The sequence below is a fragment of the Streptomyces sp. WI03-4A genome (assembly GCF_033792105.1).
GTDB classification, from domain to species: domain Bacteria; phylum Actinomycetota; class Actinomycetes; order Streptomycetales; family Streptomycetaceae; genus Streptomyces; species Streptomyces collinus_A.
On record NZ_JARAUO010000006.1, the window covers coordinates 43,349 to 65,113 of the forward strand.

Below are 21,765 nucleotides of genomic sequence, written 5' to 3' on the forward strand. Positions count from 1 at the left end.
GGACGAGGGCCCGGACCAGGGCTGCGACCAGGGCTCGGACCGTGCCCCGGCCGTGAGCCGGTCCGTGCCGGTGCTCGAAGGGCGTTGCGGGGCGGCCGTGCGGACCGGGATGATCGTCCGCATGCCGATCTTCAGCGCCCCGGACGGAACCCGGCTCGCCTACCACCTGCGCGGCTCGGGGGAGACCCTCGCCGTCCTGCCCGGCGGACCCATGCGCGCCTCCGAGTACCTCGGGGAGCTGGGCGGGCTCGCCGCCCACCGCCGGCTGGCGCTGCTCGACCTGCGCGGCACCGGGGACTCGGCGAAGCCGGCCGACCCGGCCACCTACCGCTGCGACCGGCAGGTGGACGACGTCGAGGCGTGGCGCGCGCACCTGGGCCTGGAGCGGATGGACCTGCTCGCGCACTCGGCCGGCGGCTGCCTGGCGACGCTCTACGCGGCCCGCCACCCGGAGCGGGTGCGGCGGCTCGTGCTGGTCACCGCCAACCCGTCGGCCCTGGGCATGCGGGCGACGGCCGAGGACCGGCTGGCCGCGGCCCGGCTGCGGTCGGGCGAGCCGTGGTTCGCGGAGGCGTTCCCCGCGTTCGAGTCATGGCTGACCGGCGGCGGAGACTTCGACGAGGTGTTCCTGCCGTTCTTCTACGGCCGCTGGGACGACGCCGCCCGGGCGCACGTGGAGCCCGAGGAGCGGCAGTCCAACGACGAGGCGGGTGAACGCTACTTCGGCGAGGGCGCCTTCACCCCGGACGCCACCCGCGCCGCGCTCGCCGCCCTGACCGCCCCGGTCCTGGTGTACGCCGGCGAGTGGGACGGCGGGCCCCGCCCCGAGCTGGCCCGCCGTACCGCCGAGGCCTTCCCGCACGCGACGCTCACCGTGCAGCCCGGGGCCGCCCACTACCCGTGGCTGGACGACCCGGAGCACTTCGTCGGCGAGATCGTCGCCTTCCTGGACGCGGACCGGGACGCGGACGGGGACCCGGGCGCCGCCCGGCCCGCGCAGGTCAGCGGGTCCCCGGGCCGTACGCCGTCATGAAGCGGTCGCGGAACTTGTCCATGCTCCACTCCGGGGCGTCGTGCGCGGGCTTGAGCCCCTCGGTCCAGCCCCAGCCGGCGACCCGGTCCAGCACCTTCGGGTCGCGGGCGACGATGGTCACCGGCACGTCCCTGCTCGCGCTGCCTCCGGTGACCGTCGGGACCGGCTGGTGGTCGCCGAGGAAGACGAGGACCGTGTCGTCGTCGCCATAGCGCTGGACCCACTGGGTCAGGCTGTCCAGCGAGTACTGGATGGCCTTGCGGTACTCGGTCCGCACCCGCTTCGCGCTCTTCCAGACCTCCGTGGGGTCCGTGCCCTCCTTCTTGATCCGGTAGAAGACCTCGCCGTTCCCGAGGTCCTTCCAGTCGATCATGTGGGCGATGGGGGACCAGGGGTTGTGGCTGGAGGCCAGGATGATCTCCGCCATGATCGGGTCCCGGTTCTTCTTCCCGTGCTCCAGCTTCTGGAAGGCCTCCAGGCTGAACTGGTCCGGTACCGGCGTCCAGCTGAAGTACGGGCCCCGGTACCCGAGGTGCGTGGAGTCGTAGATGTGGTCGAGGCCGAAGTACCTGCCCTCGGGCCAGGACTTGCGCACGCCCGGCACGATGCCGACCGTGCGCCAGGCGCCGGTCTTGCGGAAGTAGCTCGTGAGCGTGGCGCGGTCACCGGTGGTCAGGCTCCGGTACCGCTGCTGGTTCTTGACCCAGGTCCCGGACAGGAACGTGGAGTGGGCGAGCCAGCTGCCCGCGCCCGTCACGGGCGACCTGAGCCAGCCGCTGCGCGCCGAGAAGCCGGCCGACCTGAGCCTGGCGTCGCCCGCCCTGAGCGTCGCGTCGATCTGCGGTGCCATCGCCGGATCGTCGATCGCCACCCGGCCGTAGCTCTCGATGAAGGTGAGCATCACGTCCTTGCCGCGCAGCCCCGTCAGCAGCCGGTCGGGCGGGGTCTTGGCGAAGGCGTCGACGGCCATCTCCTTCTTGTACACGTCGGCGTCCCCGAGGCCGTCGCGGACGTACTGCACCCGGTTGGACAGGTACTGGGCGTAGCCCTTGGTGGCGAAGGTGACGCCGCCGAACTGCACCCCCAGGGTGAAGCAGATGACCCACACGATGCCGAGGACCAGGGTGGTACGCACGGCCACCGGACGGTGCCGGCCCAGCTCGTCGGCCAGCCGGACCGTCGCCAGCGCGCTCACCGCGAGCACGACGACCACCAGGACGAGCACCCCGATCACCGCGAGCAGCTCTCCCGAGCGGCCGAACGAGTCCTTCGTCCAGTCCGCCGCGTCGCTCAGCAGCACCCAGTCGAAGACCAGGTCGAACGGGCGGGCCAGCGTCTGGCGGAAGCCCATGTCGAGGCACTTCAGGACGGCCGACAGGCCGAGGAACACCCCCAGGGCCGCCGCCGCGGTCCGCCGCGGCCGCGGTGGCAGCGCGAGCAGGAGCGCCGCGAGCAGGATCGCCTCGACGGGGAGACGGAGGAACGACTGGACCGTGATCCAGTCCAGGCGGTTGGGCACCAGCAGCACGACGAGCACCAGCGCGGCGGCCAGCAGACTCGTGCCGACCCGCACGGCCCGCGCGGCCCGGGGGCTGCGCCGCCGCCACCCGAACCAGCCGGGACGGCCCGACGGCGCGGCCGCGGGGCCGGCGCCCTCCGCCGGTTCGGTCACAGCCGTGTCGTCCGGTGTCGCGGTGGCGTCGGGGTCCGCCACGGCGTCGGGGTCGGCCCCCGCCGCGGTGTCCGGCCGTTGACGAGGGGGCGTGAGGTGCGGCACCCGTAGGTCCTTCCGTGCGAAACCCGGTGATGGCACGGCGGACCGGGCCCGCGGGCGCCGGGCCGCCGACCTCCGTACGGCCCCGCTTCCCCCTCCGTTCAACGTCCCGGGTCAACCGTGCGCAAAGACTGTGCCGGTCACCCCGCCCCGCGGCTATGAGAGGGCGGCTACGAGAGGGAGGAGTCCGCCGCCACGGCCACCTCACGGGCCCACCGGTAGTCCGCTTTTCCGCTCGGCGAGCGCCGGATGCCCTCCGTGAGCACGAGCTGGCGCGGGATCTTGTACCCGGCGAGATGGGCGCGGCAGTGGTCCTGGAGGTCGCCGAGGGACAGCCGCCGGGCCCCCGAGCGCAGTTGCACCACGGCCGCCACATGACTGCCCCAGGTGGCGTCGGGCACCCCGGCGACGAGGGCGTCGTACACGTCCGGATGTGCCTTGAGCGCCTGCTCGACCTCCTCCGGGTACACCTTCTCGCCCCCCGTGTTGATGCACTGCGAGCCCCGGCCGAGGACGGTGACCACGCCCTCCTCGTCCACCGTGGCCATGTCGCCGAGCAGCACCCAGCGCTGCCCGTCCAGCTCGAAGAACGTCTCGGCGGTCTTGCGGGGGTCGTTGTAGTAGCCGAGCGGCACGTGGCCGCACTGCGCGACCCGGCCGATCGCTCCCACGGCGACGGGCTCGTGCGTCGCCGGGTCCACCACGCGGGTGCGGGAGTTGACCCGGATGCGGAAGCCCCGCTCGGGCCCCGCATCCTCCGTCGCGGTGCCGTTGAAGCCGGACTCCGAGGAGCCGAAGTTGTTCAGCAGCAGGGCGTTCGGCACCAGGTCCCGGAACTGCCGGCGCACCGTCTCCGACATGACGGCGCCCGACGAGGAGACGCTGAACAGCGCCGAGCAGTCCGTGCCCTTCAGCGGCCCGGCGAGCGCGTCGATCAGCGGCCGCAGCATCGCGTCGCCGACCAGCGAGACGCTCGTGACCTTCTCCCGCTCGACGGTCCGCAGCACCTCCTCCGGCACGAACTTGCGGTGCAGGACGACGCGCTGGCCGAAACCGAAGCCGATGAACGCGGTGAGGGTGGAGGTGCCGTGCATCAGCGGGGGAGTGGGGAAGAAGGTGATCCCCGACCCGCCGGCCGCGACCCGTTCGGCCAGTTCCCCGGGCGTCTTCACCGGCTCGCCCGTCGGCGCGCCACCGCCGAGGCCCGCGAAGAACAGGTCCTCCTGGCGCCACATGACGCCCTTGGGCATGCCGGTCGTCCCGCCGGTGTAGATGATGAACTGGTCGTCGCCCGAGCGCGTCGGGAAGCCCCGCTCCGGGGACGCGGCCGCCTCGGCCTCGGTGAACGGTGTCGCGCCGGGCACCGCCGCCGCCGTGCCCACCCGCAGCAGCAGCCGCAGCTTCGGCGCACGCGGCAGCGCCGCCGCCACCCGGTCGGCGAACTCCCCGTCGAAGACCAGCGCCACCAGGTCCGCGTCCCGGTAGAGGTACACCAGCTCCTCTTCGACGTAGCGGTAGTTGACGTTGACCGGGACCACCCGTGCCTTCAGGCAGCCGAGCACCGTCTGGAGGTACTCGACGCCGTTGTACAGGTGCAGGCCCAGGTGCTCGCCGGGCCGGATCCCGCTGTCGATCAGGTGGTGGGCGACGCGGTTGGCGGCCGCGTCCAGCTCCGCGTACGTCAGGCGGCGCTCCGCGCCGGTGCCGGGGTGGTCGAGGTAGACGAGCGCCTCACGGTCCGGGACCACGTCGACGACCGACTCGAACAGATCGGCAAGGTTGTACTCCACCGCTCCTCCTGACCTGTGAGGGCCTGGCGATCCACCGGCTCGCCGGTCATCAGAGCAAAGGGCGCCACAAGTGGGAAGGGCCCGCACCAGAAAATCTGACTGCCTGTCAGAAAATGGTCGGAGTTCCCTTGAAGTGCCTCCCCGCCTACTGCAACCTGTTCTCGTTCTTACCGAGGGGAACCGAGGGGAGATGGGCAGATGGGTGGGACCGAACACCTCACCGTGCGGCGTGAGGGCGCCACACTGGTGCTCACGCTCAACAGGCCCGGCGCCAGGAACGCGCTCTCGCTCCCGATGCTCGTCGGCCTCCACGACGGCTGGCTCGAGGCCGACGCCGACGACGGCGTCCGCTCGATCGTGCTCACCGGCGCCGGTGGCGCGTTCTGCGCGGGCATGGACCTCAAGGCCCTCGCGGGCCGGGGTATGGCCGGCGAGGAGTACCGCGACCGCCTCAAGGCCGACCCCGACCTGCACTGGAAGGCGATGCTGCGCCACCACCGCCCACGCAAGCCGGTCATCGCCGCCGTCGAGGGCCCCTGCGTGGCGGGCGGCACGGAGATCCTCCAGGGCACCGACATCCGGGTCGCGGGCGAGTCCGCCACCTTCGGCCTCTTCGAGGTCCGGCGCGGCCTGTTCCCCATCGGCGGCTCGACCGTCCGGCTCCAGCGCCAGATCCCGCGCACCCACGCCCTGGAGATGCTGCTCACCGGACGGCCCTACAGCGCCCGGGAAGCCGCGGCCGTCGGGCTGATCGGACGCGTGGTCCCCGACGGGACGGCCCTCGCCGCCGCGCTGGAGACCGCCGAGCGGATCAACGCCTGCGGGCCGCTCGCCGTGGAGGCCGTCAAGGCGTCGGTCTACGAGACCGCCGAGATGACCGAGACCGACGGACTCGCCGCCGAACTCGCCCGCGGCTGGCCCGTCTTCGACACCGCCGACGCCAAGGAGGGCGCCCGCGCCTTCGCCGAGAAGCGGCCCCCCGTCTACAAGCGCGCCTGACCCACCGAAGGAGCCCTCAGGCATGCCCGAAGTCCTCAAAGCCCCCCTCGTCGTCGAGTTCCCCTTCACCCGCTCCCTCGGCCCCGTCCAGAGCGCCTTCCTCACCGGACTGCGCGAACGCGTCGTCCTCGGCGTACGGACCACCGACGGCCGCACCCTCGTCCCGCCCGTCGAGTACGACCCCGTCACCGCCGACGAGCTCCGCGACCTGGTCGAGGTCGCGCCCACCGGCACGGTCACCACCTGGGCCTGGAACCACGAGCCCCGCCGCGCCCAGCCCCTCACCACCCCCTTCGCCTGGGTCCTGGTCCGGCTCGACGGCGCCGACACCGCCCTCCTGCACGCCCTCGACGCCCCCGGACCCGACGCCGTGCGCACCGGCATGCGGGTGCGCGTCCGCTGGGCCGCCGAACGCACCGGAGCCATCACCGACATCGCCTGCTTCGAGCCGTACGGCGGCGCCCCCGTGGAACCCGGAGGCCACACCGGCGCGTTCGCCGACCCGCTCACCGGCATCGTCGCCCACGCCCGCCTCGACTACACCTACTCGCCCGGCCGCGCCCAGTCCGCCTACCTCGCCGCCCTGAGCGAACAGCGGACCGTCGGCGAGCGCTGCCCCGCCTGCCGCAAGGTCTACGTCCCGCCCCGGGGCGCGTGCCCCACCTGCGGCGTCGCCACCTCCGAACAGGTCGAGGTGGGCCCCCGCGGCACCGTGACCACCTTCTGCATCGTCAACATCAAGGCGAAGAACCTCGACATCGAGGTGCCCTACGTCTACGCCCACATCGCCCTCGACGGCGCCGACCTCGCCCTGCACGCCCGCATCGGTGGCATCCCCTACGACCAGGTGCGCATGGGGCTGCGCGTCGAGCCGGTGTGGACGCCGGGAGCGCGCCACCCCGACCACTACCGGCCCACCGGCGAACCCGACGCCGCCTACGACACCTACAAGGAGCTGCTGTGACCAGGCAGATCGCGGTCGTCGCCTTCGCCCAGACCGACCACAGGCGCTCCACCGAGGAGTCCTCCGAGGTCGAACTGCTCATGCCGGTACTGCACGAGGTGCTGCGGCGGACCGGACTGCGCACCGCCGACATCGGCTTCACCTGCTCCGGCTCCAGCGACTACCTCGCCGGCCGCGCCTTCTCCTTCACCCTCGCCCTCGACGGCGTCGGCGCCTGGCCGCCCGTCTCCGAGTCCCACGTCGAGATGGACGGTGCCTGGGCCCTGTACGAGGCATGGACCAAGCTGCTGACCGGGGACGCCGACACGGCCCTCGTCTACTCCTACGGCAAGTGCTCACCCGGCTCGGTGCGCGACGTCCTCACCCGGCAGCTCGACCCCTACTACGTCGCCCCGCTCTGGCCCGACTCCGTGGCGCTGGCCGCCCTCCAGGCGCAGGCCCTCATCGACGCCGGGGACACCGACGAGGCCGCCCTCGCCGCCGTCGGCGCCCGCAGCCGGACCGACGCGGCCGCCAACCCGCACGCGCAGCGCACCGGCCCGCTGCCGCACGACGACCACGTCGTACGCCCGCTGCGGACCGGCGACTGCCCGCCGGTCGGCGACGGCGCCGCCGCCGTGATCCTGGCCGCCGGGGACCGGGCCAGGGAACTGTGCGAGCGGCCCGCCTGGATCCGGGGCGTCGACCACCGCATCGAGGCCCATGCCCTGGGCGTGCGCGACCTGACCGACTCGCCCTCCGCCCGGCTGGCGGCCGAGAAGGCCGGCGCCTTCGAACGGCCCGTCGACACCGCCGAGTTGCACGCCCCCTTCAGCTCACAGGAGATCGTGCTGCGCAAGGCCCTGCGACTCGGCGACGACGTCCGCGTCAACCCCTCCGGCGGCGCCCTCGCCGCCAACCCGGTCATGGCCGCCGGGCTCATCCGCGTCGGCGAGGCCGCCGCCCGCATCCACCGCGGCGAGTCCGACCGCGCCCTCGCCCACGCCACCTCCGGACCCTGCCTGCAGCAGAACCTGGTCGCCGTACTCGAAGGGGATCCACGATGAGCAAGGAGCCCGTGGCCGTCGTAGGAGTCGGCCAGACCAAGCACGTGGCCGCCCGCCGGGACGTCTCGATCGCCGGACTCGTCCGCGAGGCGGCCCGCAGGGCCCTCGACGACGCCGAGCTGACCTGGGCGGACGTCGACGCCGTCGTCATCGGCAAGGCGCCCGACTTCTTCGAGGGCGTGATGATGCCCGAACTGTACCTCGCCGACGCCCTCGGCGCCGTCGGCAAGCCCATGCTCCGGGTGCACACCGCCGGCTCGGTCGGCGGGTCCACCGCCCTCGTCGCCGCCAACCTCGTCGCGGCCGGCGTCCACGGCACCGTCCTCACCCTCGCCTTCGAGAAGCAGTCCGAGTCCAACGCCATGTGGGGACTGTCCCTGCCCATCCCCTTCCAGCAGCCGCTGCTCGCCGGGGCCGGCGGGTTCTTCGCCCCGCACGTGCGCGCCTACATGCGGCGCAGCGGCGCCCCCGACACCGTCGGCTCCCTCGTCGCCTACAAGGACCGCCGCAACGCCCTGAGGAACCCCTGGGCGCACCTCCACGAGCACGACATCACCCTGGAGAAGGTCCAGGCGTCGCCCATGCTGTGGGACCCCATCCGCTACTCCGAGACCTGCCCCTCCTCCGACGGCGCCTGCGCGATGGTGCTGACCGACCGGGCGGGGGCGGCCCGCGCCCCGCGGCCGCCGGCCTGGATGCTCGGCGGCGCCATGCGCAGCGAGCCGACCCTCTTCGCGGGCAAGGACTTCGTCTCGCCGCAGGCCGGCAAGGACTGCGCCGCCGACGTCTACCGGCAGGCCGGCATCGCCGACCCGCGCCGGGACATCGACGCCGTCGAGATGTACGTGCCGTTCTCCTGGTACGAGCCCATGTGGCTGGAGAACCTCGGTTTCGCCGAGGAGGGCGAGGGCTGGAAGCTCACCGAGTCCGGGGTGACGGAGCTGGACGGGGACCTGCCCGTCAACATGTCGGGCGGGGTGCTCTCCACCAACCCCATCGGCGCCTCCGGCATGATCCGCTTCGCCGAGGCCGCCCTCCAGGTGCGCGGACTCGCCGGGGAACACCAGGTGGACGGCGCCCGGAAGGTGCTCGGGCACGCCTACGGCGGCGGCTCGCAGTTCTTCTCCATGTGGCTCGTGGGGTCCGAGCCGCCCAACTCCTGAGCGGCCCGCGAAAGTCCTCCTCACGTGGCCTGTCGGCGGTAGGAAGCGGTCGCTAGGCTGGCCCGCGGACGACGAACCGGGAGGAGCACGGACGTGGCCGAGAGCACCATCCAGCAGCAGCCGCTCGCGGGCTGGGACAAGCCGGAGCTGGACCTCAGCAGCGCCGAGTGGCAGTCCAGCAGCCGAGGACTGGGCGATGTCCAGATCGCCTTCGTCGAGGGATTCATCGCGATGCGCAACAGCGACCGGCCGGAAAGCCCCTCCCTGATCTTCACCCCGGCGGAATGGGGCGCCTTCGTCTCCGGCGCGCGCGACGGGGAGTTCGACCTCACCTGAGCGGGGCGCCCCACCGCCGGTCGCCCGCATGGCGGCCCGGGTCACCCGGGCGGCCCTGCCGTGGCCCCGCAGGGCGGACCGGGGCCCGCCGGCGGCCTCGCCCGTGCGGCACGCGGCGGCCCGCCGCGCGGGGCTCACCCACCGTGGCGGAGGCGGCGAACCGGGGCCGCCGGGCGGCTCGCCCGCGCGTCACCTGTCGGGCGCCGGGCACGTACCATGGCCGCATGTCGTTCCTCCGCCGCCGCAGCGCCACCCCCGCCGGACCCGACTTCGACGTGCTGGCCATGGACCCGGGTGACTGGCCCGGCAACCTCGGCGCGGGCCTGCTGCCCGCCCCCGACGGCACCTGCCAGGGTGTCTTCCTGCGGTACGACCTCTTCGGCGGCCGCGGCCCCGCCATGATCATCGGTAACCTGCCGGAGGGCTCACCGGCCCGGGACGTCACCGAGGGCGAGATCCCCTTCGAGGTGGCCCAGCTGCTGCTGGCACTGGAGAACGAGGAGGAGGTCACCGTCGTGGGCACCGAGGACACGCCGGTGCTCCAGGGCGACAACCTCCTGATCGTGCGCCGGCTCAAGCTCTCCGAGAGCCGGATCTCCTGCGTCCAGTTCGACCGCAGCGACGGCGTCCTCGTGACCATCGCGGCCTGGGACCGCCCCATCACCGACGACCTGTACGCCCTGCTGAAGCCGCTCCCGGCGGAGCTGTTCCAGCAGGGCTGACGGACGACCGGCCCCGGCTAGCGGCCGGAACCCACCAGGCGGACGTCCGCGGCGCGCACGAACGCCACCCGGTGGCCGTACTGGATCTCGTAGTACAGGTCCTTGCCGACCACCACCCGGTGCGAGTCGGTGGTGAAGGTGACCGCGTAGTAGTACTCGCCCGGCATCTCGTCACCGACCACGTACGACTGCCCCGCGGGGATCGTGTAGGGCAGCGGGACCACCGACTGCGCGGGTACCCCCGCCGGGTACGCCTCCTTCTCCGGGTACGCCCTGCCGTACACCGGCACGCTCGCCGCCCCGTCCTCAGGGGTGACGACCGGCCCGGACGCCCGCACCGCCGTGGGGTCCTTGCGCGGGTTCTCGAACCAGGCCTTCTGCCCGAGGTACCAGATCGCCGTCCAGTCGCCCCAGCGGTCGGCGACCGCGTACTGCTGACCGGTGGAGACCCGGGAGGAGAGGTCGTTCACCCCGGCGGTCGGGTCGGTCTTCAGGCCGATGTCCTTGACCAGCGGCGCGTTCACGTCGTGGTCGGTGTACAGCCGCACCTCACTGGAGCCGTGCGCCGTGCAGGGCTCGCCCTTGGTGGTGCAGCCGGTGTACACCGGCTGGTTCGACGCGTAGTCCGGCAGGATCGTCACCAGCGGTGAGCCCTTGCCGCCCGTGCGGTGGAACGGGCGCCCCAGCAGCTGGAAGTAGTGCGCCCAGTCCCAGTACGGGCCCGGGTCGGTGTGCATCCCGGGGATGGTGGACGTGGTCGGCCCCGGCACGTTGTCGTGGCCGAGGATGTGCTGCCGGTCCAGCGGGATGTCGTAGGCACGGGACAGGTACCGCACCAGCCGGGCCGAGGAGCGGTACATCGCCTCCGTGTACCAGGCGTCCGGCGCGGCGAGGAAGCCCTCGTGCTCGATGCCGACGGACCGGGCGTTGACGTCCCAGTTGCCCGCGTGCCACGCCACGTCCTTCGCCTTGACGTGCTGGGCGATCAGACCGTCGGTCGACCGGATCGTGTAGTTCCAGGACACGTAGGTCGGGTCCTGGATCAGGTTCAGCACGCCGTCCCAGGCGCCCTCGGTGTCATGGATGACGATGTACTTGATCCGCTGCGACGCCGGCCGGTCGCCGAGGTCGTGGTTGCCGTAGTCGTCGTTCCCGAACTGGGCGTACGGCGCCGGGATCCACTCGCAGGACACCGACCGCGGGCACTCGGTGTCGGCCGCCGGGGCCGTGCGCAGGCCCGTGCGCCGCAGCTGGGAGGTGTCGGCGCTCAGGTGCGGCCGGGCGGCGAGGGCGACCCGCTGGCCGTCGTCCGTGACGCGCTCCTCGCCGGTGCGCAGCACGTCGTACACGTCGTTCGCGTACGCCGCCGCGGTCGCGGTGTCGTCCGCGCCGGAGAAGCGGGCCACCGCGCCGTACCAGGCCGCCGGGTCCGCGCTCGCCGGCTCGCCCAGCTCCTTCTGCGCGGCGGCCAGCAGGGCCGCGCCGCCGGCGACGTTGGCGGCCGGATCGGTGCGCAGCTCCGCCGCCGGACGCCCCGTCAGCTCCGCCGCCCGGGGCAGCGTCCGCAGACGGGCCGGCAGCGCCCGGTCCGCGGGCACCTCGACGCGGGGGTGCAGGGCCGCGCGGGCGCTGTCGCCGCGGGCGTCCTCCGTGCCCTCGGCGAAGTGCTCGGTCGTGGCGAGCGCGGTACGGGCGTCGGTGAGGTGCATCGGGCCGTAGCCCCCGGTCACGCTGGGCGCGCCGGCGTGCGAGTCCCAGCGGGACTGGAGGTAGGAGACGGCCAGCAGGACACTCTGCGGCACGTGGTACTCGGCCGACGCCGTGGCGAAGGCCTGCTGGAGCCGGCCGGCGGAGGGTTCCGGGGCGCTCTGGGCCGGGGCCGCGCCGAGCAGCGGCAGCAGCAGGGCCGCCGAAGCGAGCGTGCCGGCCGTCCGCCTCCGGTGTCTGTGGCCAGGGGTGGTCGTGGGGTCGGTGGCGGATCCTCGCAATGCGGCCTCCTGTGACGGGCGGGGCGTGGCGGGACGGGGCGGCGCCGAGCTGGACCAGTGGTACCGGCTTGCCGACGATCCGTCAATGATGCCCCGGGGCACGAGATTTCCCACGTCACGAAGGGGTTCGGCGAGTTTCGCCACGGCGGCGCGCGGGCCTGCGGGGCGTCAGTGGAGTACACCACTGGGCACCGGGAAACGGCATGTGCCCGCACATACGAAGGTCCGCGGTGCGCCGCCGCTCTGGCGCACCGCGGAGCCGTCGTCCCCGTCAGCGAGTGCCGACCGCCGCTCGCACGGCCCGGCGGGCCAGCTGGCAGTCGTCGTGCAGCCGCCTGAGCAGCAGCCGCTGTTCCTCGCCGGACGGCGCAGCACCCGGGTGGGCCGTGCCCGGTGCCGCCGGGGCCGTATCGTGCATCGAACGCTGCACGGCCGTCTCGTAGGTGCGGATCTCCCGGGTCAGCAGCAGCATCAGGTTCACCAGGAAGGCGTCCCGGGAGGCCGGGCCCGCCGACTGGGCGATCTGGCTGATCTGGCGTCGGGCGACCGGTGCGTCCCCCAGCACCAGCCACAGCGTCGCCAGGTCGTACCCCGGCAGGTACCAGCCCGCGTGCTCCCAGTCCACCAGCACTGGACCGGCCGGTGAGAGCAGGATGTTCGAGAGCAGGGCGTCGCCGTGGCAGAACTGGCCCATCCCCTGGCGGCCCGCCGCGTGCGCGATGCCGTGCAGCAGCTTCTGCAGGTCGCCCAGGTCCCGGTCGGTCAGCAGCCCCAGTTCGTGGTACCGCGCGATTCGGGCCGCGTAGTCCAGGGGCGCGTCGAAGGTGCCCGCCGGGGGGCGCCACGCGTTCAGCCGGCAGATCGCACCGAGCGCGGCCCGGATGTCCGGCCGGGGCGGTGCCTCCAGCGGATGCCGCTGCAGCGCCGCCGCACGGCCCGCCATGCGCTCGATCACCAGGGTGCAGTTGTCCGGGTCCGCCGCGATCAGCCTCGGCACCCGCACAGGCGGCCGGTGCCGGACGAACGAGCGGTATGCGGCTATTTCGTGGCGGATCCGGTCCGCCCAGGCGGGCGACGGGTCGAGGAGACACTTGGCCACGGCCGTACTGCGTCCCGTCGTCCCGACCAGCAGGACGGTGCGTCCGCTGCGGCGCAGCACCTGCACCGGAGCGAACTCCGGGCAGATCCGGTGCACCGAGGCGATCGCGGCGCGCAGCTGCGCGCCCTGGGGCCCGGACAAGTCGAGTCTGCCGCTGACCGGTTGGGGACCGGCCTGGCCCGGAACGCGCCGCAGCCGGCCCGCGCCCAGCACGGGGGCCGCCGGCCGCGCCGCCGGGTCGAGGTACGGCCCGCCGCCCGCCGGGCGGGAACGCAGGGGCCGGGGCGGAGCGGACACGGAGGACGATGCTGCGTACATGGGAGATACAGATCCCTTCGTGTGCCTGCGGTGCCTGCCTGTAAGTCTGTGCGCGGAACACCTGTCCAGCCGCGTGTTCCGAGCGTGCGCCCACCCGCCCCGGCCGCCCGGGCACATCCTGGGGAATGTGCCCGTCGCATAGGCCAGAAGCCGGGTCGGGGTGGCGCGTTCCTACTCGACACCCGATGACCAGTGGCACACCATCTGGCGCACCCTGGCGAACCCTGGCGAATAGTCGCTCGGCAACCTCCACGGGTCTACTGTCAACTCAGCCGAGAACCTGGGGGCTTGACGTGAGCGGACAACCCAACACCCGCCTGGCGGACCTGTTCGGCCTGGCCGGCTGGTCCAAAGGGGAACTCGCGAGGCTGGTCAACAAGCAGGCGGCGGCCATGGGCCACCCCCAGCTGTCGACCGACACCTCCCGGGTGCGGCGTTGGATCGACACGGGAGAGATCCCGCGCGATCCGGTGCCACGGGTGCTGGCGGCTCTGTTCACCGAGCGTCTCGGCCGTGTCGTGACCATCGAGGACCTAGGTCTGGTGCGGCACGGGCGTGCGGGGAAACGGCAGGGCGACGGGGTGGAGGAACATCCCGACGGCGTGCCGTGGGCGCCCGAACGGACCGCCGCGGTCCTCACCGAATTCACGGGAATGGACCTCATGCTCAACCGACGCGGCTTGGTGGGCGCGGGTGCCGCGCTCGCCGCGGGATCCACACTCAGCAGCGCCATGCACGACTGGTTGCACACCGACCCGACACTGAAGGCCGACGCCCCCGTCGTCCACGACCCCCTGCACGCCGACCCCGCTGGGTTCGACCGCTATGAGGCCGCCCCCATCGGGTCGCAGGAGATCGAGGAACTGGAGCGCTCGGTCGAGGTGTTCCGCGCCTGGGACGCGGCCCGCGGAGGCGGGCTCCAGCGCAAGGCGGTCGTGGGCCAGCTCAACGAGGTGGGCGGCATGCTCGCCTACCACCACCCACCCCATCTCCAGCGGCGCCTGTGGGGCGTCGCCGCCAACCTGGCCGTCCTCGCGGGCTGGATGTCGCACGACGTCGGCCTGGAACCCACGGCGCAGAAGTACTTCGTCATCGCCGCCCACGCCGCGCGCGAGGGCGGTGACCGGCCGCGTGCCGGTGAGGCCCTGTCCCGGGCGGCCCGGCAGATGGTGCACCTGGGCCGGCCCGACGACGCGCTGGACCTGATGAAGCTCGCCCAGTCCGGTGCGGGGGAGCAGCTGCAACCGCGCACGAAGGCGATGTTCCACACCATCGAGGCCTGGGCGCAGGCGTCGATGGGCAAGGGGCAGGCGATGCGCCGCACGCTCGGTCAGGCGGAGGACCTCTTCGTCTCCGACCGGCAGGACGCGCAGGCGCCGGACTGGATGCAGACCTTCAAGGACGAGGATCTGTACGGCATGCAGGCCCTCGCCTACCGCACGCTCGCGGATTTCGACCCCGCGGCGGCCGCGCACGCCCAGTACTACGCGGAGAAGGCGCTGGCGCTCCGGGTCGACGGACGGGAGCGGTCGAAGATCTTCGACCATCTGTCCATGGCCTCGGCCTGCTTCATCGCCGACGACCCGGAACAGGCCGACCGGTACGCGAGACTGGCCCTGATGTCGATGGGGTCCAACTCCTCCCGGCGCACCTGGGACCGGCTGCGGGAGATGTACCGGCTGACCGCGGAGTACGCCGGCTATCCGCGGATCCACGAGCTGCGGGAGGAGATCAGGTTCGCCCTGCCGAAGCCGAGGAGCGGTCGCGACAGCGGCGCACCGGCCTGAGGGCTGGTGCGTGGTCCGGCTTCCGGTTCGGGCCGTGGTGCTGCTTCAGGCCGTGACCCTGGCGACGAGCACACAGGCGTGGTCCTCGCGCTCGGCTCCGCCGAACTCCTCCACGACCGACCGCACGCAGTCCTGTGCGGCGCGTGCCGCACCGAAGCGGGGGGCGAGGTCGAGCAGGCGGTCGACGGCGGTCGTCCCGGCGTGCCCGGACACCAGAGCGTCGGTGTGCAGCAGGAGCAGGTCGCCGGGTTCCAGGGTCACCTCCGCCTGCCCGTAGGCGGCGCCCGTGGTGGCGCCGAGCAGGACGCCCTCAGGTGCGTCCAGCGTGCGCCCCGTCCCGTCGCGGTACAGCAGCGGGGCGGGGTGTCCCGCGCGCGCCCATGTCAGGGTGCGGGTCTCGGGCCGGTACCGGCAGCAGACGGCGCTGCCGAGGGCCGGTTGCACGGTGGCGTCGAGTAACTGGTTGAGCAGGGATAGCAGTTGGCCGGGCTGGGTGCCGGCCATCGCCATGCCGCGCACGGCGCCGAGCAGCATCGCCATCCCGGAGGTGACGGCCACCCCGTGGCCGGTCAGGCCGCCGACGCTGAGCAGCGTCGCGCCGTCCGCCAGCTCCAGCGCGTCGTACCAGTCGCCGCCGACCAGGGCGTTCGTCGCGGCGGGCAGGTAGTGGGCGGCCAGGTCGAGGGCCGGGGCTCCCCGGTGGGGGAGCCGCAGGGAGCCGCGCCATGGCGGAAGCACGGCTTCCTGCAGCTCGACCGCCAGCCGGTGCTCGGTCTGTTCCTGCCGCCGGTGGAGCCGGAGCGAGTCACGGGTCTCGCTCACCTCCCGCCGGTGGCGGCGCAGTTCGCTGACGTCGCGGAGCACGGCCCACATCGAGGCGGTGCCGCCGTCGGCGCCGAGCACCGGCTCGCCCATCATGTGCACGGTCCGCGCCGAGCCGTCGGGCCGTACGACGCGGAACTCGCCGTCGATCGGCCTGCCGTCGACCAGGCAGTCCGTCACCATCGTGGTGAGCTTCGGCCGGTCCTCCGCGAGGACCACGGAGGGCAGTTCGTCGAGGGTGAGTGCCGGACCCGCCGGGTCCAGGCCCAGGATCTGGTACAGCTCGCCGGACCAGCTCGCCTCGTCCGTGAGCAGGTTCCACTCCGCGCTGCCGACCCGGCTGAGCAGCGAGCCGCGCGCGGCGCCGGGCGCCGGCGCCGGGGGAGCGGGGGGAGAAGCGGCGGGCGCTGCGGCCGGGACGGGCTCCGGGCCGTCCCGAAGCTGCGCCAAGTGGCCGTCCAGGTCGTCGAGTTGGTGGAGGGCGAGGTCGTACAGAGCCCGTTGCCAGCGCTCCTCGGGCTCCGAGCCGTCGCTCCGGGTGTCCCGGCGTACGGCGTCGACGTCGCCCTTGAGCCGCCGTGTCTGCGTGATCAACGCCTCGACCGAGCCGCGCCCGGGCGGCTGGGCGGCTGAGCGGTCCGCGGAGACTGGGGACGGCATGACGCACTCCGGTGGGATGGTACGGCCAGGGAGGACGGGGGGACCGCTACGACTGTCGCACAGCCCGCGACGCCCTGTAAGGGATTCGGCGACACACGATACGGTGGTGCTTCAGGCATATGCCAGAGTCTTCCCGGCGTGCTTCGCGCACCTGTCATGTGTACGCGTTCGGGAGCTCAAGTCGTAGTCGCCGTACGGGATTTGGCCGAGGGGCGAGGGCTCCGGAGTAGCGCTCAGTCGCCTGTTCGACGCTCAGGTGTTCCATGATGCGTCGAACAGCCGACGCGCACCAACTCTGTCCGGAATCAACGTCCTGGGAACGGCACCCGGCGACTCCTTACAAGCATGGACCTCATCATCGAGCAGCCCGCCCATGCCCGGCTCATCACACCCGACGACGTGGAGCTCCCGGTGTCGGCCGTCCTGCGCTACACGGCGGACGATCCGCTGGCCGTCTTCGTGGTCTTCCCGCCCGAGGCCACCCTGGCGGGCGACGAGGTCACCTGGACCTTCGCCCGCACGCTGCTGGACCAGGGACTGCGGAGCCCGGCCGGACACGGGGACGTGCAGATCTGGCCCTACGGCCGGACCCGCACGGTCCTGGAACTCCACTCGCCGTGCGGCCTCGCCCTGCTCCAGTTCCCGACCTCGGCGCTGCGCCGCTTCCTGCTGCGCACCTACGCCGCCGTGCCGGCCGGCCTCGAGGACGTCGGGGCGGTCGTGGAACGCGGACTGAGCGCGCTGTTCGGCGGGGTGTGAGCCATGGGCACCGACCTCGACCGCCAACGCGTGCTCCGCGGCGCGGCCGGGACCGCGGCGGCCGGCGCGCTCAGCGGTACAGCGCCGGGCGCGGGGCCAGGTCGACGGCCACCCGGCCGCCGTTCTCCAGCGACCGGACCCCCGCCTCGGCGACGACGGAGGCCGCGTAGCCGTCCCAGACGCCCGGCCCGGTGACCAGGCCACGCCGGGTGGCGTCGACCCAGCTCTGCACCTCGCGGTCGTAGGCGTCGGCGAACCGGACCAGGTAGTCCTGCGCCACCTCCTCGGTGGCGCCGCCCCCCGCGGTGACCACCATGGTGTGCCCGTCACCGATCCGGGCGCTGCCCGCCTCGCACACGGCCTCGCAGCGCACCTGGTAGCCGAAGCCGCAGTTGACGAACACCTCCACGTCGACCAGGGCGCCGCGCTCGGTCTCGAAGAGCACGAACTGCGGGTCGGCCAGGCCCCGCGGCGCCCCCGCCGAGGGCGCCGGGCGCAGCACGGTGACCGCCGTCAGCTCCTGCCCGAGCAGCCAGCGGGCCGCGTCGATCTCGTGCGACACGGAGCTGTTGATCAGCATCGCGCTGGTGAAGTGCTCGGGCGAGGAGACGTTGCGGTGGGTGCAGTGCAGCATGAGCGGGCGGCCGAGGCGGCCCTCGTCCAGCAGCGCCTTCAGCCGCTGGTACTCGGCGTCGTAGCGGCGCATGAAGCCGATCTGCGCCAGCCGGCGGCCGAGCCGGGCCTCGGCCTCCAGCACCCGCAGGGCGCCCGCGGAGTCCGGCACCATGGGCTTCTCGCACAGCACGGGCAGCCCGCGCGCGAAGGCGGCGAGCAGCGCCGCCTCGTGCGCGGGGCCCGGAGAGGCGATCAGGACGGCGGACACACCGGGCGCGTCGAGCGCGGCCACCGGGTCCGTGTGTACGACGGCACCGTCCACTCCGGCCACCGCCTTCCGGGCCCGGTCGGCATCGGGGTCGGCGACGGCGGCCACCCTGGCGCCGCTCACCACCTGGTCGAGGCGCCGGACATGGTCGGCGCCCATGTGCCCGGCACCCAGTACGGCCACACCCAGCAGGTCACCCACGCGCGTGCTCCCTCTCGCCGACGATCTCGCCGTAGCGTACGCCGCCGGAGGGAGCGCCCCCGGGCGCCTGCGCGGCGCCCGTGGGGAGTGCCTGACCCGGGGGTTGCCCGGGGCTGCCGGCCCCGGGCCCCGGAAGGAGGTGCCTCAGTAACGCAGCACCCCCGCGAGCCCGTCGGCGTCGCCCAGGGCGCCGTCGGGGACGAAGCGGACCTCGGCGCCCGTCTCCAGGCACTGCTCGACGATCTCGTCCACGATGTCGTCGCGGGCGTCCAGATCGCCGGGCTCGGCGGGCATGATGTGCTCACCGAGGTCGTGGACCGCGGCGCGGAAGTTCTCCTCCACCGCCAGTAGCCGGATGCGGCCGTCCCGGGCGCTCTGCCACAGCTCGTCCAGCCCGGCCGCGTACGTCCGGCGGCCGCGCGCCGCCGTCAGCTCCCGGAGCACCGAGGCCGTGCTTCTGCGCGTCTCGGCCTCCAGCACCGGCGCGATGGCCTGCCACACGGCCTCCGGGCCGGCGTTGGCCAGGCCGCCGTGCCGTACGTGGACGGCGTCCCCGGCGGCGCCGCCGACCTCGTCGAGCAGGGCCAGCGCCGCCTCCTCGCCGGTGATGTAGATCCGGCGGGGCTGGTCGCGCAGGACCGTGCCGAGTGCGGTGTCCGCCTCGCGCAGGAACTGACGGGTGCCCTCGTCGCGGAAGGTGCTCGGCAGGTCGCCGATGCGCTGCTGGCGCTCGGCGTCGAAGTTCTCCCGGACACGGATCAGCGGGAACCCGCCGGTGCGCGCCTCGACCACCCCCTCGGTTCCGCCGCTCCACAAAGTGATGCGGTCGGCGGAGAGTGCCAGCACCCAGAAGGGATGCTCGGCGGCCTGTGCGGAGACCAGGTTGCGGGTGAGGAAGGTGTCGGACAGGACGACCCGTTCGGGAACGCTGCGGGACAGCGACCAGACCTGGTGCTCACCCGGGGCGGCGAAGATCACCAGGCCGTCCTCGGCGTGCGCCAGGTCCACCTCCGACAGCGCGCGGTCGAGCTGTGCCACGACGTCGGCGCGCCGCTCCCGGCTGACCGCGGGATCGGATTCCAGCCGCTTCCTGGCCTCGGCCACCACGTTGCGCAGGCGGACCGGATCCTGGCCGTTCTCGGGTTCGCGGCGGTGCGTCGGTGTCAGTACGGACACCGCCGGGTAGGGACGCGGGCGCCGCAGTTCGGCGAGGGTTGCGGGACTGAGTGCGTGCTCCATGACAGCACGATAGGGCGGAATCATCTCTCCGGCATTCGGGGCGGAACGGACGACCGAACGCACTGTGTCGTAGATCGCATGCGCTGTGTGCACGCTGGTCCAACTCCCTTGGACACACGGCGTTCACCTACGTCCGGCCTTCCGGCCGAACGGACTTGCTATGGTGCTACTCGTTGGTAGCGGAGCGCTGCGGGGGGATCACGCGCAGCTGCCGACGCGCGGCTCCCCGGGCGGGAGCCGAACACAACAACCCGGCAAGGGGGCCGGGTTGGCCACGGCCGGCGACCCGCCCGTGCGGTCCGGGTTCTCGAACTCACTTTCCGCGCCCGCCTCTTCAGACAGGTGTGACTCGTCCCATGGCACGTTCCCTGGTCGATTTACTGACCGCCCATGCCTCGAACCATCCCGAGCGCGTCGCGTACCGCCACCTCGTCACCGGTGACTGCGACGGAGAGATCCAGGAACTCACCTACGGCCGGCTCGCCACCCGGGCCCGCGCGGTCGCCGCCTGGCTGCAGGAGCGCGGGCTGGCCGGATCCCGCGCCATGCTGCTCCACCCGCCCGGCCTGGAGTTCGTCTGCGCCTACCTCGGCTGCCTGTCGGCCGGCGTGATCGCCGTACCGGGCGTGCCCCCGCAGGGCCGCGCGCAGAACCACCGCGCGCTGACCCGGATGAAGCGCCTGGTCGCCGACGCCGACGCCAAGGTCATCCTGGGCGGCCGCGAGGTGATCGCCGCGCTCGACGACATGGCCGAGCACCTCCCCGACCTCGACGGGATCGCCCGCGTCGCGACCGAGGACATCACCGACGACGCGGCCGCCGGCTGGCGGGAACCCGAACTCACCGCGGACTCCGTCGCCTTCCTCCAGTACACCTCCGGCTCCACCTCGGCCCCGCGCGGCGTCGCGGTCACCCACGGCAACCTGCTCGACAACGAGCGGGTCATCACCGAGCGCATGGGCCACACCCCCGAGGCGCTCGCCGAGCACGGGAACGAGCTGTTCGTCAGCTGGCTGCCGGTCTACCACGACATGGGGCTCATCGGCCCCGTCCTGAACACGGTGTACCTCGGCGCCACCGCCACCCTCTTCTCCCCCCTGCACTTCCTGCAGCGGCCGGACCGCTGGCTCACCGCGGTCAGCCGCTACCGCCCGCACACCAGCGGCGGCCCCAACTTCGCTTACGAGCTGTGCCTGAAGCAGGCGGGCCCCGACCTGATCGACCGCCTCGACCTCAGCTCCTGGAAGCTCGCCTTCAACGGCGCCGAGCCGGTCCGCGCGGCCACGCTGCGCCGCTTCGCCGACACCTTCGCCCCGGCCGGCTTCCGCCGCGAGGCCCTCTACCCCTGCTACGGCCTCGCCGAGGCCACCCTGATGGTCACCGGCGGCGACGTGGACACCGCGCCCACGCTGCTCGCCGCGGCCGAGGGCACCCCGAACGCCGGCGAGGCCGACGCGGCCACCGTCGGCTGCGGCCGACCGGGGCCCGGCGTCACCGTCGCGATCGTCCACCCCGAGTGGCACAAGGAGCTCTCCGACGGCGAGGTGGGCGAGATCTGGGTGGGCGGCGCGAGCGTCGCCAAGGGCTACTGGCGCAACGCCCTCGCCACCCGCGAGACCTTCCGCGCCCAGCTCCCGGGCCGCGACGGCCGGTTCCTGCGCACCGGCGACCTCGGCTTCCAGCGCGACGGCGAACTCTTCGTCACCGGCCGGCTCAAGGACCTCCTCGTCGTCGACGGCCGCAACCACTACCCGCAGGACCTGGAGCTGACCGCCGAACTGTCCCACCCCGCGCTGCGCCCCGGCTGCACCGCGGCGTTCTCCGTGGACGCCGGAGCCGACGGCGAACAGCCCGTCCTGGTCGCGGAGATCGCCCCGGACGACGCCGGCGAGGCCGAGAAGATCACCGACCTGGTGCGCGGCACGGTCGGGGAGGCCCACGGACTGTCCGTGCGCGAGGTCGTCCTGGTGCGGCCCGGCACCATCCCGAAGACCTCCAGCGGGAAGATCCAGCGCCGCGCCACCCGGGCGGCGTACCTCGACGGCACCCTCGCGGTGGTCACCGGTCCCGCCGTGCCGTGACACCGCCCGCCTCCGGCGCGCCCGACCGCGCCGGAGGCCCCCTCACCGTCACGCGGGCCGCCCCGGCACACCGGCCGCGCGGTCCGGCCGCGCCGTGCCGC

The 21,765-nt window shown here is 73.3% G+C and carries 17 protein-coding genes; 10 read left to right on the top strand and 7 right to left on the bottom strand.

What is annotated here, in order from left to right:
* Window positions 1-121 precede the first annotated feature (121 nt).
* The gene (locus PV343_RS09225) at window positions 122-1,033 is read left to right on the top strand and encodes an alpha/beta hydrolase (protein ID WP_319146329.1); all 912 of its coding nucleotides are present in this window, start codon (window positions 122-124) and stop codon (window positions 1,031-1,033) included.
* On the opposite strand, the gene PV343_RS09230 is transcribed toward PV343_RS09225, so the two are convergent.
* The gene (locus tag PV343_RS09230; protein WP_319146330.1) at window positions 1,002-2,810 is read right to left on the bottom strand and encodes a sulfatase; all 1,809 of its coding nucleotides are present in this window, start codon (window positions 2,808-2,810) and stop codon (window positions 1,002-1,004) included. The genes PV343_RS09225 and PV343_RS09230 overlap by 32 nt on opposite strands.
* A gap of 167 nt (window positions 2,811-2,977) precedes the next feature.
* Window positions 2,978-4,597, bottom strand: coding sequence for an acyl-CoA synthetase (locus tag PV343_RS09235; RefSeq protein ID WP_319146331.1), 1,620 nt, complete (start codon window positions 4,595-4,597; stop codon window positions 2,978-2,980).
* Window positions 4,598-4,795: 198 nt separating this feature from the next.
* Here PV343_RS09235 and PV343_RS09240 point away from each other — a divergent pair, with 198 nt between their 5' ends.
* The 6 genes from PV343_RS09240 (at window position 4,796) to PV343_RS09265 (ending at window position 9,827) form a co-directional block, all read left to right on the top strand.
* Window positions 4,796-5,596 carry a crotonase/enoyl-CoA hydratase family protein gene (locus PV343_RS09240; protein ID WP_319146332.1) on the top strand — a complete coding sequence of 267 codons (801 nt, stop codon included), beginning with the start codon at window positions 4,796-4,798 and terminating at the stop codon, window positions 5,594-5,596.
* Between the two features lie 22 nt (window positions 5,597-5,618).
* Window positions 5,619-6,560, top strand: a complete 942-nt coding sequence (locus PV343_RS09245; RefSeq protein WP_319146333.1) for a Zn-ribbon domain-containing OB-fold protein — start codon at window positions 5,619-5,621, stop codon at window positions 6,558-6,560.
* The gene (locus tag PV343_RS09250; RefSeq protein WP_319146334.1) at window positions 6,557-7,606 is read left to right on the top strand and encodes a thiolase domain-containing protein; all 1,050 of its coding nucleotides are present in this window, start codon (window positions 6,557-6,559) and stop codon (window positions 7,604-7,606) included. Before PV343_RS09245 ends, PV343_RS09250 begins: the two co-directional genes overlap by 4 nt.
* Complete coding sequence (locus PV343_RS09255; RefSeq protein ID WP_319146335.1) at window positions 7,603-8,769, top strand: thiolase domain-containing protein; 1,167 nt, start codon at window positions 7,603-7,605, stop codon at window positions 8,767-8,769. The genes PV343_RS09250 and PV343_RS09255 overlap by 4 nt, the downstream gene beginning before the upstream one ends.
* A gap of 93 nt (window positions 8,770-8,862) precedes the next feature.
* A complete protein-coding gene (locus PV343_RS09260) occupies window positions 8,863-9,105 on the top strand; it encodes a DUF397 domain-containing protein (RefSeq protein ID WP_319146336.1) in 243 nt (80 codons plus the stop codon).
* 224 nt (window positions 9,106-9,329) lie between these two features.
* Entirely contained in the window at window positions 9,330-9,827 is a 498-nt protein-coding gene (locus PV343_RS09265) for a hypothetical protein (protein WP_020938251.1), read from the top strand.
* Between the two features lie 17 nt (window positions 9,828-9,844).
* On the opposite strand, the gene PV343_RS09270 is transcribed toward PV343_RS09265, so the two are convergent.
* Together PV343_RS09270 and PV343_RS09275 are read right to left on the bottom strand one after the other, a co-directional pair.
* A complete protein-coding gene (locus PV343_RS09270; protein ID WP_319146337.1) occupies window positions 9,845-11,815 on the bottom strand; it encodes an N-acetylmuramoyl-L-alanine amidase in 1,971 nt (656 codons plus the stop codon).
* Between the two features lie 271 nt (window positions 11,816-12,086).
* Window positions 12,087-13,232 carry an aminoglycoside phosphotransferase family protein gene (locus tag PV343_RS09275; RefSeq protein ID WP_319146338.1) on the bottom strand — a complete coding sequence of 382 codons (1,146 nt, stop codon included), beginning with the start codon at window positions 13,230-13,232 and terminating at the stop codon, window positions 12,087-12,089.
* Window positions 13,233-13,525: 293 nt separating this feature from the next.
* Between PV343_RS09275 and PV343_RS09280 the strand changes: the two genes are divergently transcribed.
* The gene (locus PV343_RS09280; protein WP_319146339.1) at window positions 13,526-15,019 is read left to right on the top strand and encodes a hypothetical protein; all 1,494 of its coding nucleotides are present in this window, start codon (window positions 13,526-13,528) and stop codon (window positions 15,017-15,019) included.
* A gap of 45 nt (window positions 15,020-15,064) precedes the next feature.
* Here PV343_RS09280 and PV343_RS09285 read toward each other — a convergent pair whose 3' ends face one another.
* Complete coding sequence (locus PV343_RS09285) at window positions 15,065-16,501, bottom strand: PP2C family protein-serine/threonine phosphatase (RefSeq protein WP_319146340.1); 1,437 nt, start codon at window positions 16,499-16,501, stop codon at window positions 15,065-15,067.
* A gap of 345 nt (window positions 16,502-16,846) precedes the next feature.
* Here PV343_RS09285 and PV343_RS09290 point away from each other — a divergent pair, with 345 nt between their 5' ends.
* Window positions 16,847-17,260 carry an SsgA family sporulation/cell division regulator gene (locus PV343_RS09290; RefSeq protein ID WP_319146341.1) on the top strand — a complete coding sequence of 138 codons (414 nt, stop codon included), beginning with the start codon at window positions 16,847-16,849 and terminating at the stop codon, window positions 17,258-17,260.
* 70 nt (window positions 17,261-17,330) lie between these two features.
* On the opposite strand, the gene PV343_RS09295 is transcribed toward PV343_RS09290, so the two are convergent.
* Entirely contained in the window at window positions 17,331-18,344 is a 1,014-nt protein-coding gene (locus tag PV343_RS09295) for a Gfo/Idh/MocA family protein (RefSeq protein ID WP_319146342.1), read from the bottom strand.
* A 144-nt stretch (window positions 18,345-18,488) separates the two neighbouring features.
* Entirely contained in the window at window positions 18,489-19,583 is a 1,095-nt protein-coding gene (locus PV343_RS09300) for a chemotaxis protein (protein WP_319146343.1), read from the bottom strand.
* A 356-nt stretch (window positions 19,584-19,939) separates the two neighbouring features.
* Between PV343_RS09300 and PV343_RS09305 the strand changes: the two genes are divergently transcribed.
* Window positions 19,940-21,664: a fatty acyl-AMP ligase gene (locus tag PV343_RS09305; protein ID WP_319146344.1), complete on the top strand. Its 1,725-nt coding sequence runs from the start codon at window positions 19,940-19,942 to the stop codon at window positions 21,662-21,664.
* The last annotated feature ends 101 nt before the right edge of the window (window positions 21,665-21,765 follow it).

Bases quoted from the DNA above. Each gene is read 5' to 3' on its own strand.
- PV343_RS09225 (WP_319146329.1), top strand. From the start codon at position 122: ATGCCGATCTTCAGCGCCCCGGACGGAACCCGGCTCGCCTACCACCTG.
- PV343_RS09240 (WP_319146332.1), top strand. From the start codon at position 4,796: ATGGGTGGGACCGAACACCTCACCGTGCGGCGTGAGGGCGCCACACTG.
- PV343_RS09245 (WP_319146333.1), top strand. From the start codon at position 5,619: ATGCCCGAAGTCCTCAAAGCCCCCCTCGTCGTCGAGTTCCCCTTCACC.
- PV343_RS09255 (WP_319146335.1), top strand. From the start codon at position 7,603: ATGAGCAAGGAGCCCGTGGCCGTCGTAGGAGTCGGCCAGACCAAGCAC.
- PV343_RS09265 (WP_020938251.1), top strand. From the start codon at position 9,330: ATGTCGTTCCTCCGCCGCCGCAGCGCCACCCCCGCCGGACCCGACTTC.
- PV343_RS09275 (WP_319146338.1), bottom strand. From the start codon at position 13,232: ATGTACGCAGCATCGTCCTCCGTGTCCGCTCCGCCCCGGCCCCTGCGT.
- PV343_RS09285 (WP_319146340.1), bottom strand. From the start codon at position 16,501: ATGCCGTCCCCAGTCTCCGCGGACCGCTCAGCCGCCCAGCCGCCCGGG.
- PV343_RS09290 (WP_319146341.1), top strand. From the start codon at position 16,847: ATGGACCTCATCATCGAGCAGCCCGCCCATGCCCGGCTCATCACACCC.
- PV343_RS09300 (WP_319146343.1), bottom strand. From the start codon at position 19,583: ATGGAGCACGCACTCAGTCCCGCAACCCTCGCCGAACTGCGGCGCCCG.
- PV343_RS09305 (WP_319146344.1), top strand. From the start codon at position 19,940: ATGGCACGTTCCCTGGTCGATTTACTGACCGCCCATGCCTCGAACCAT.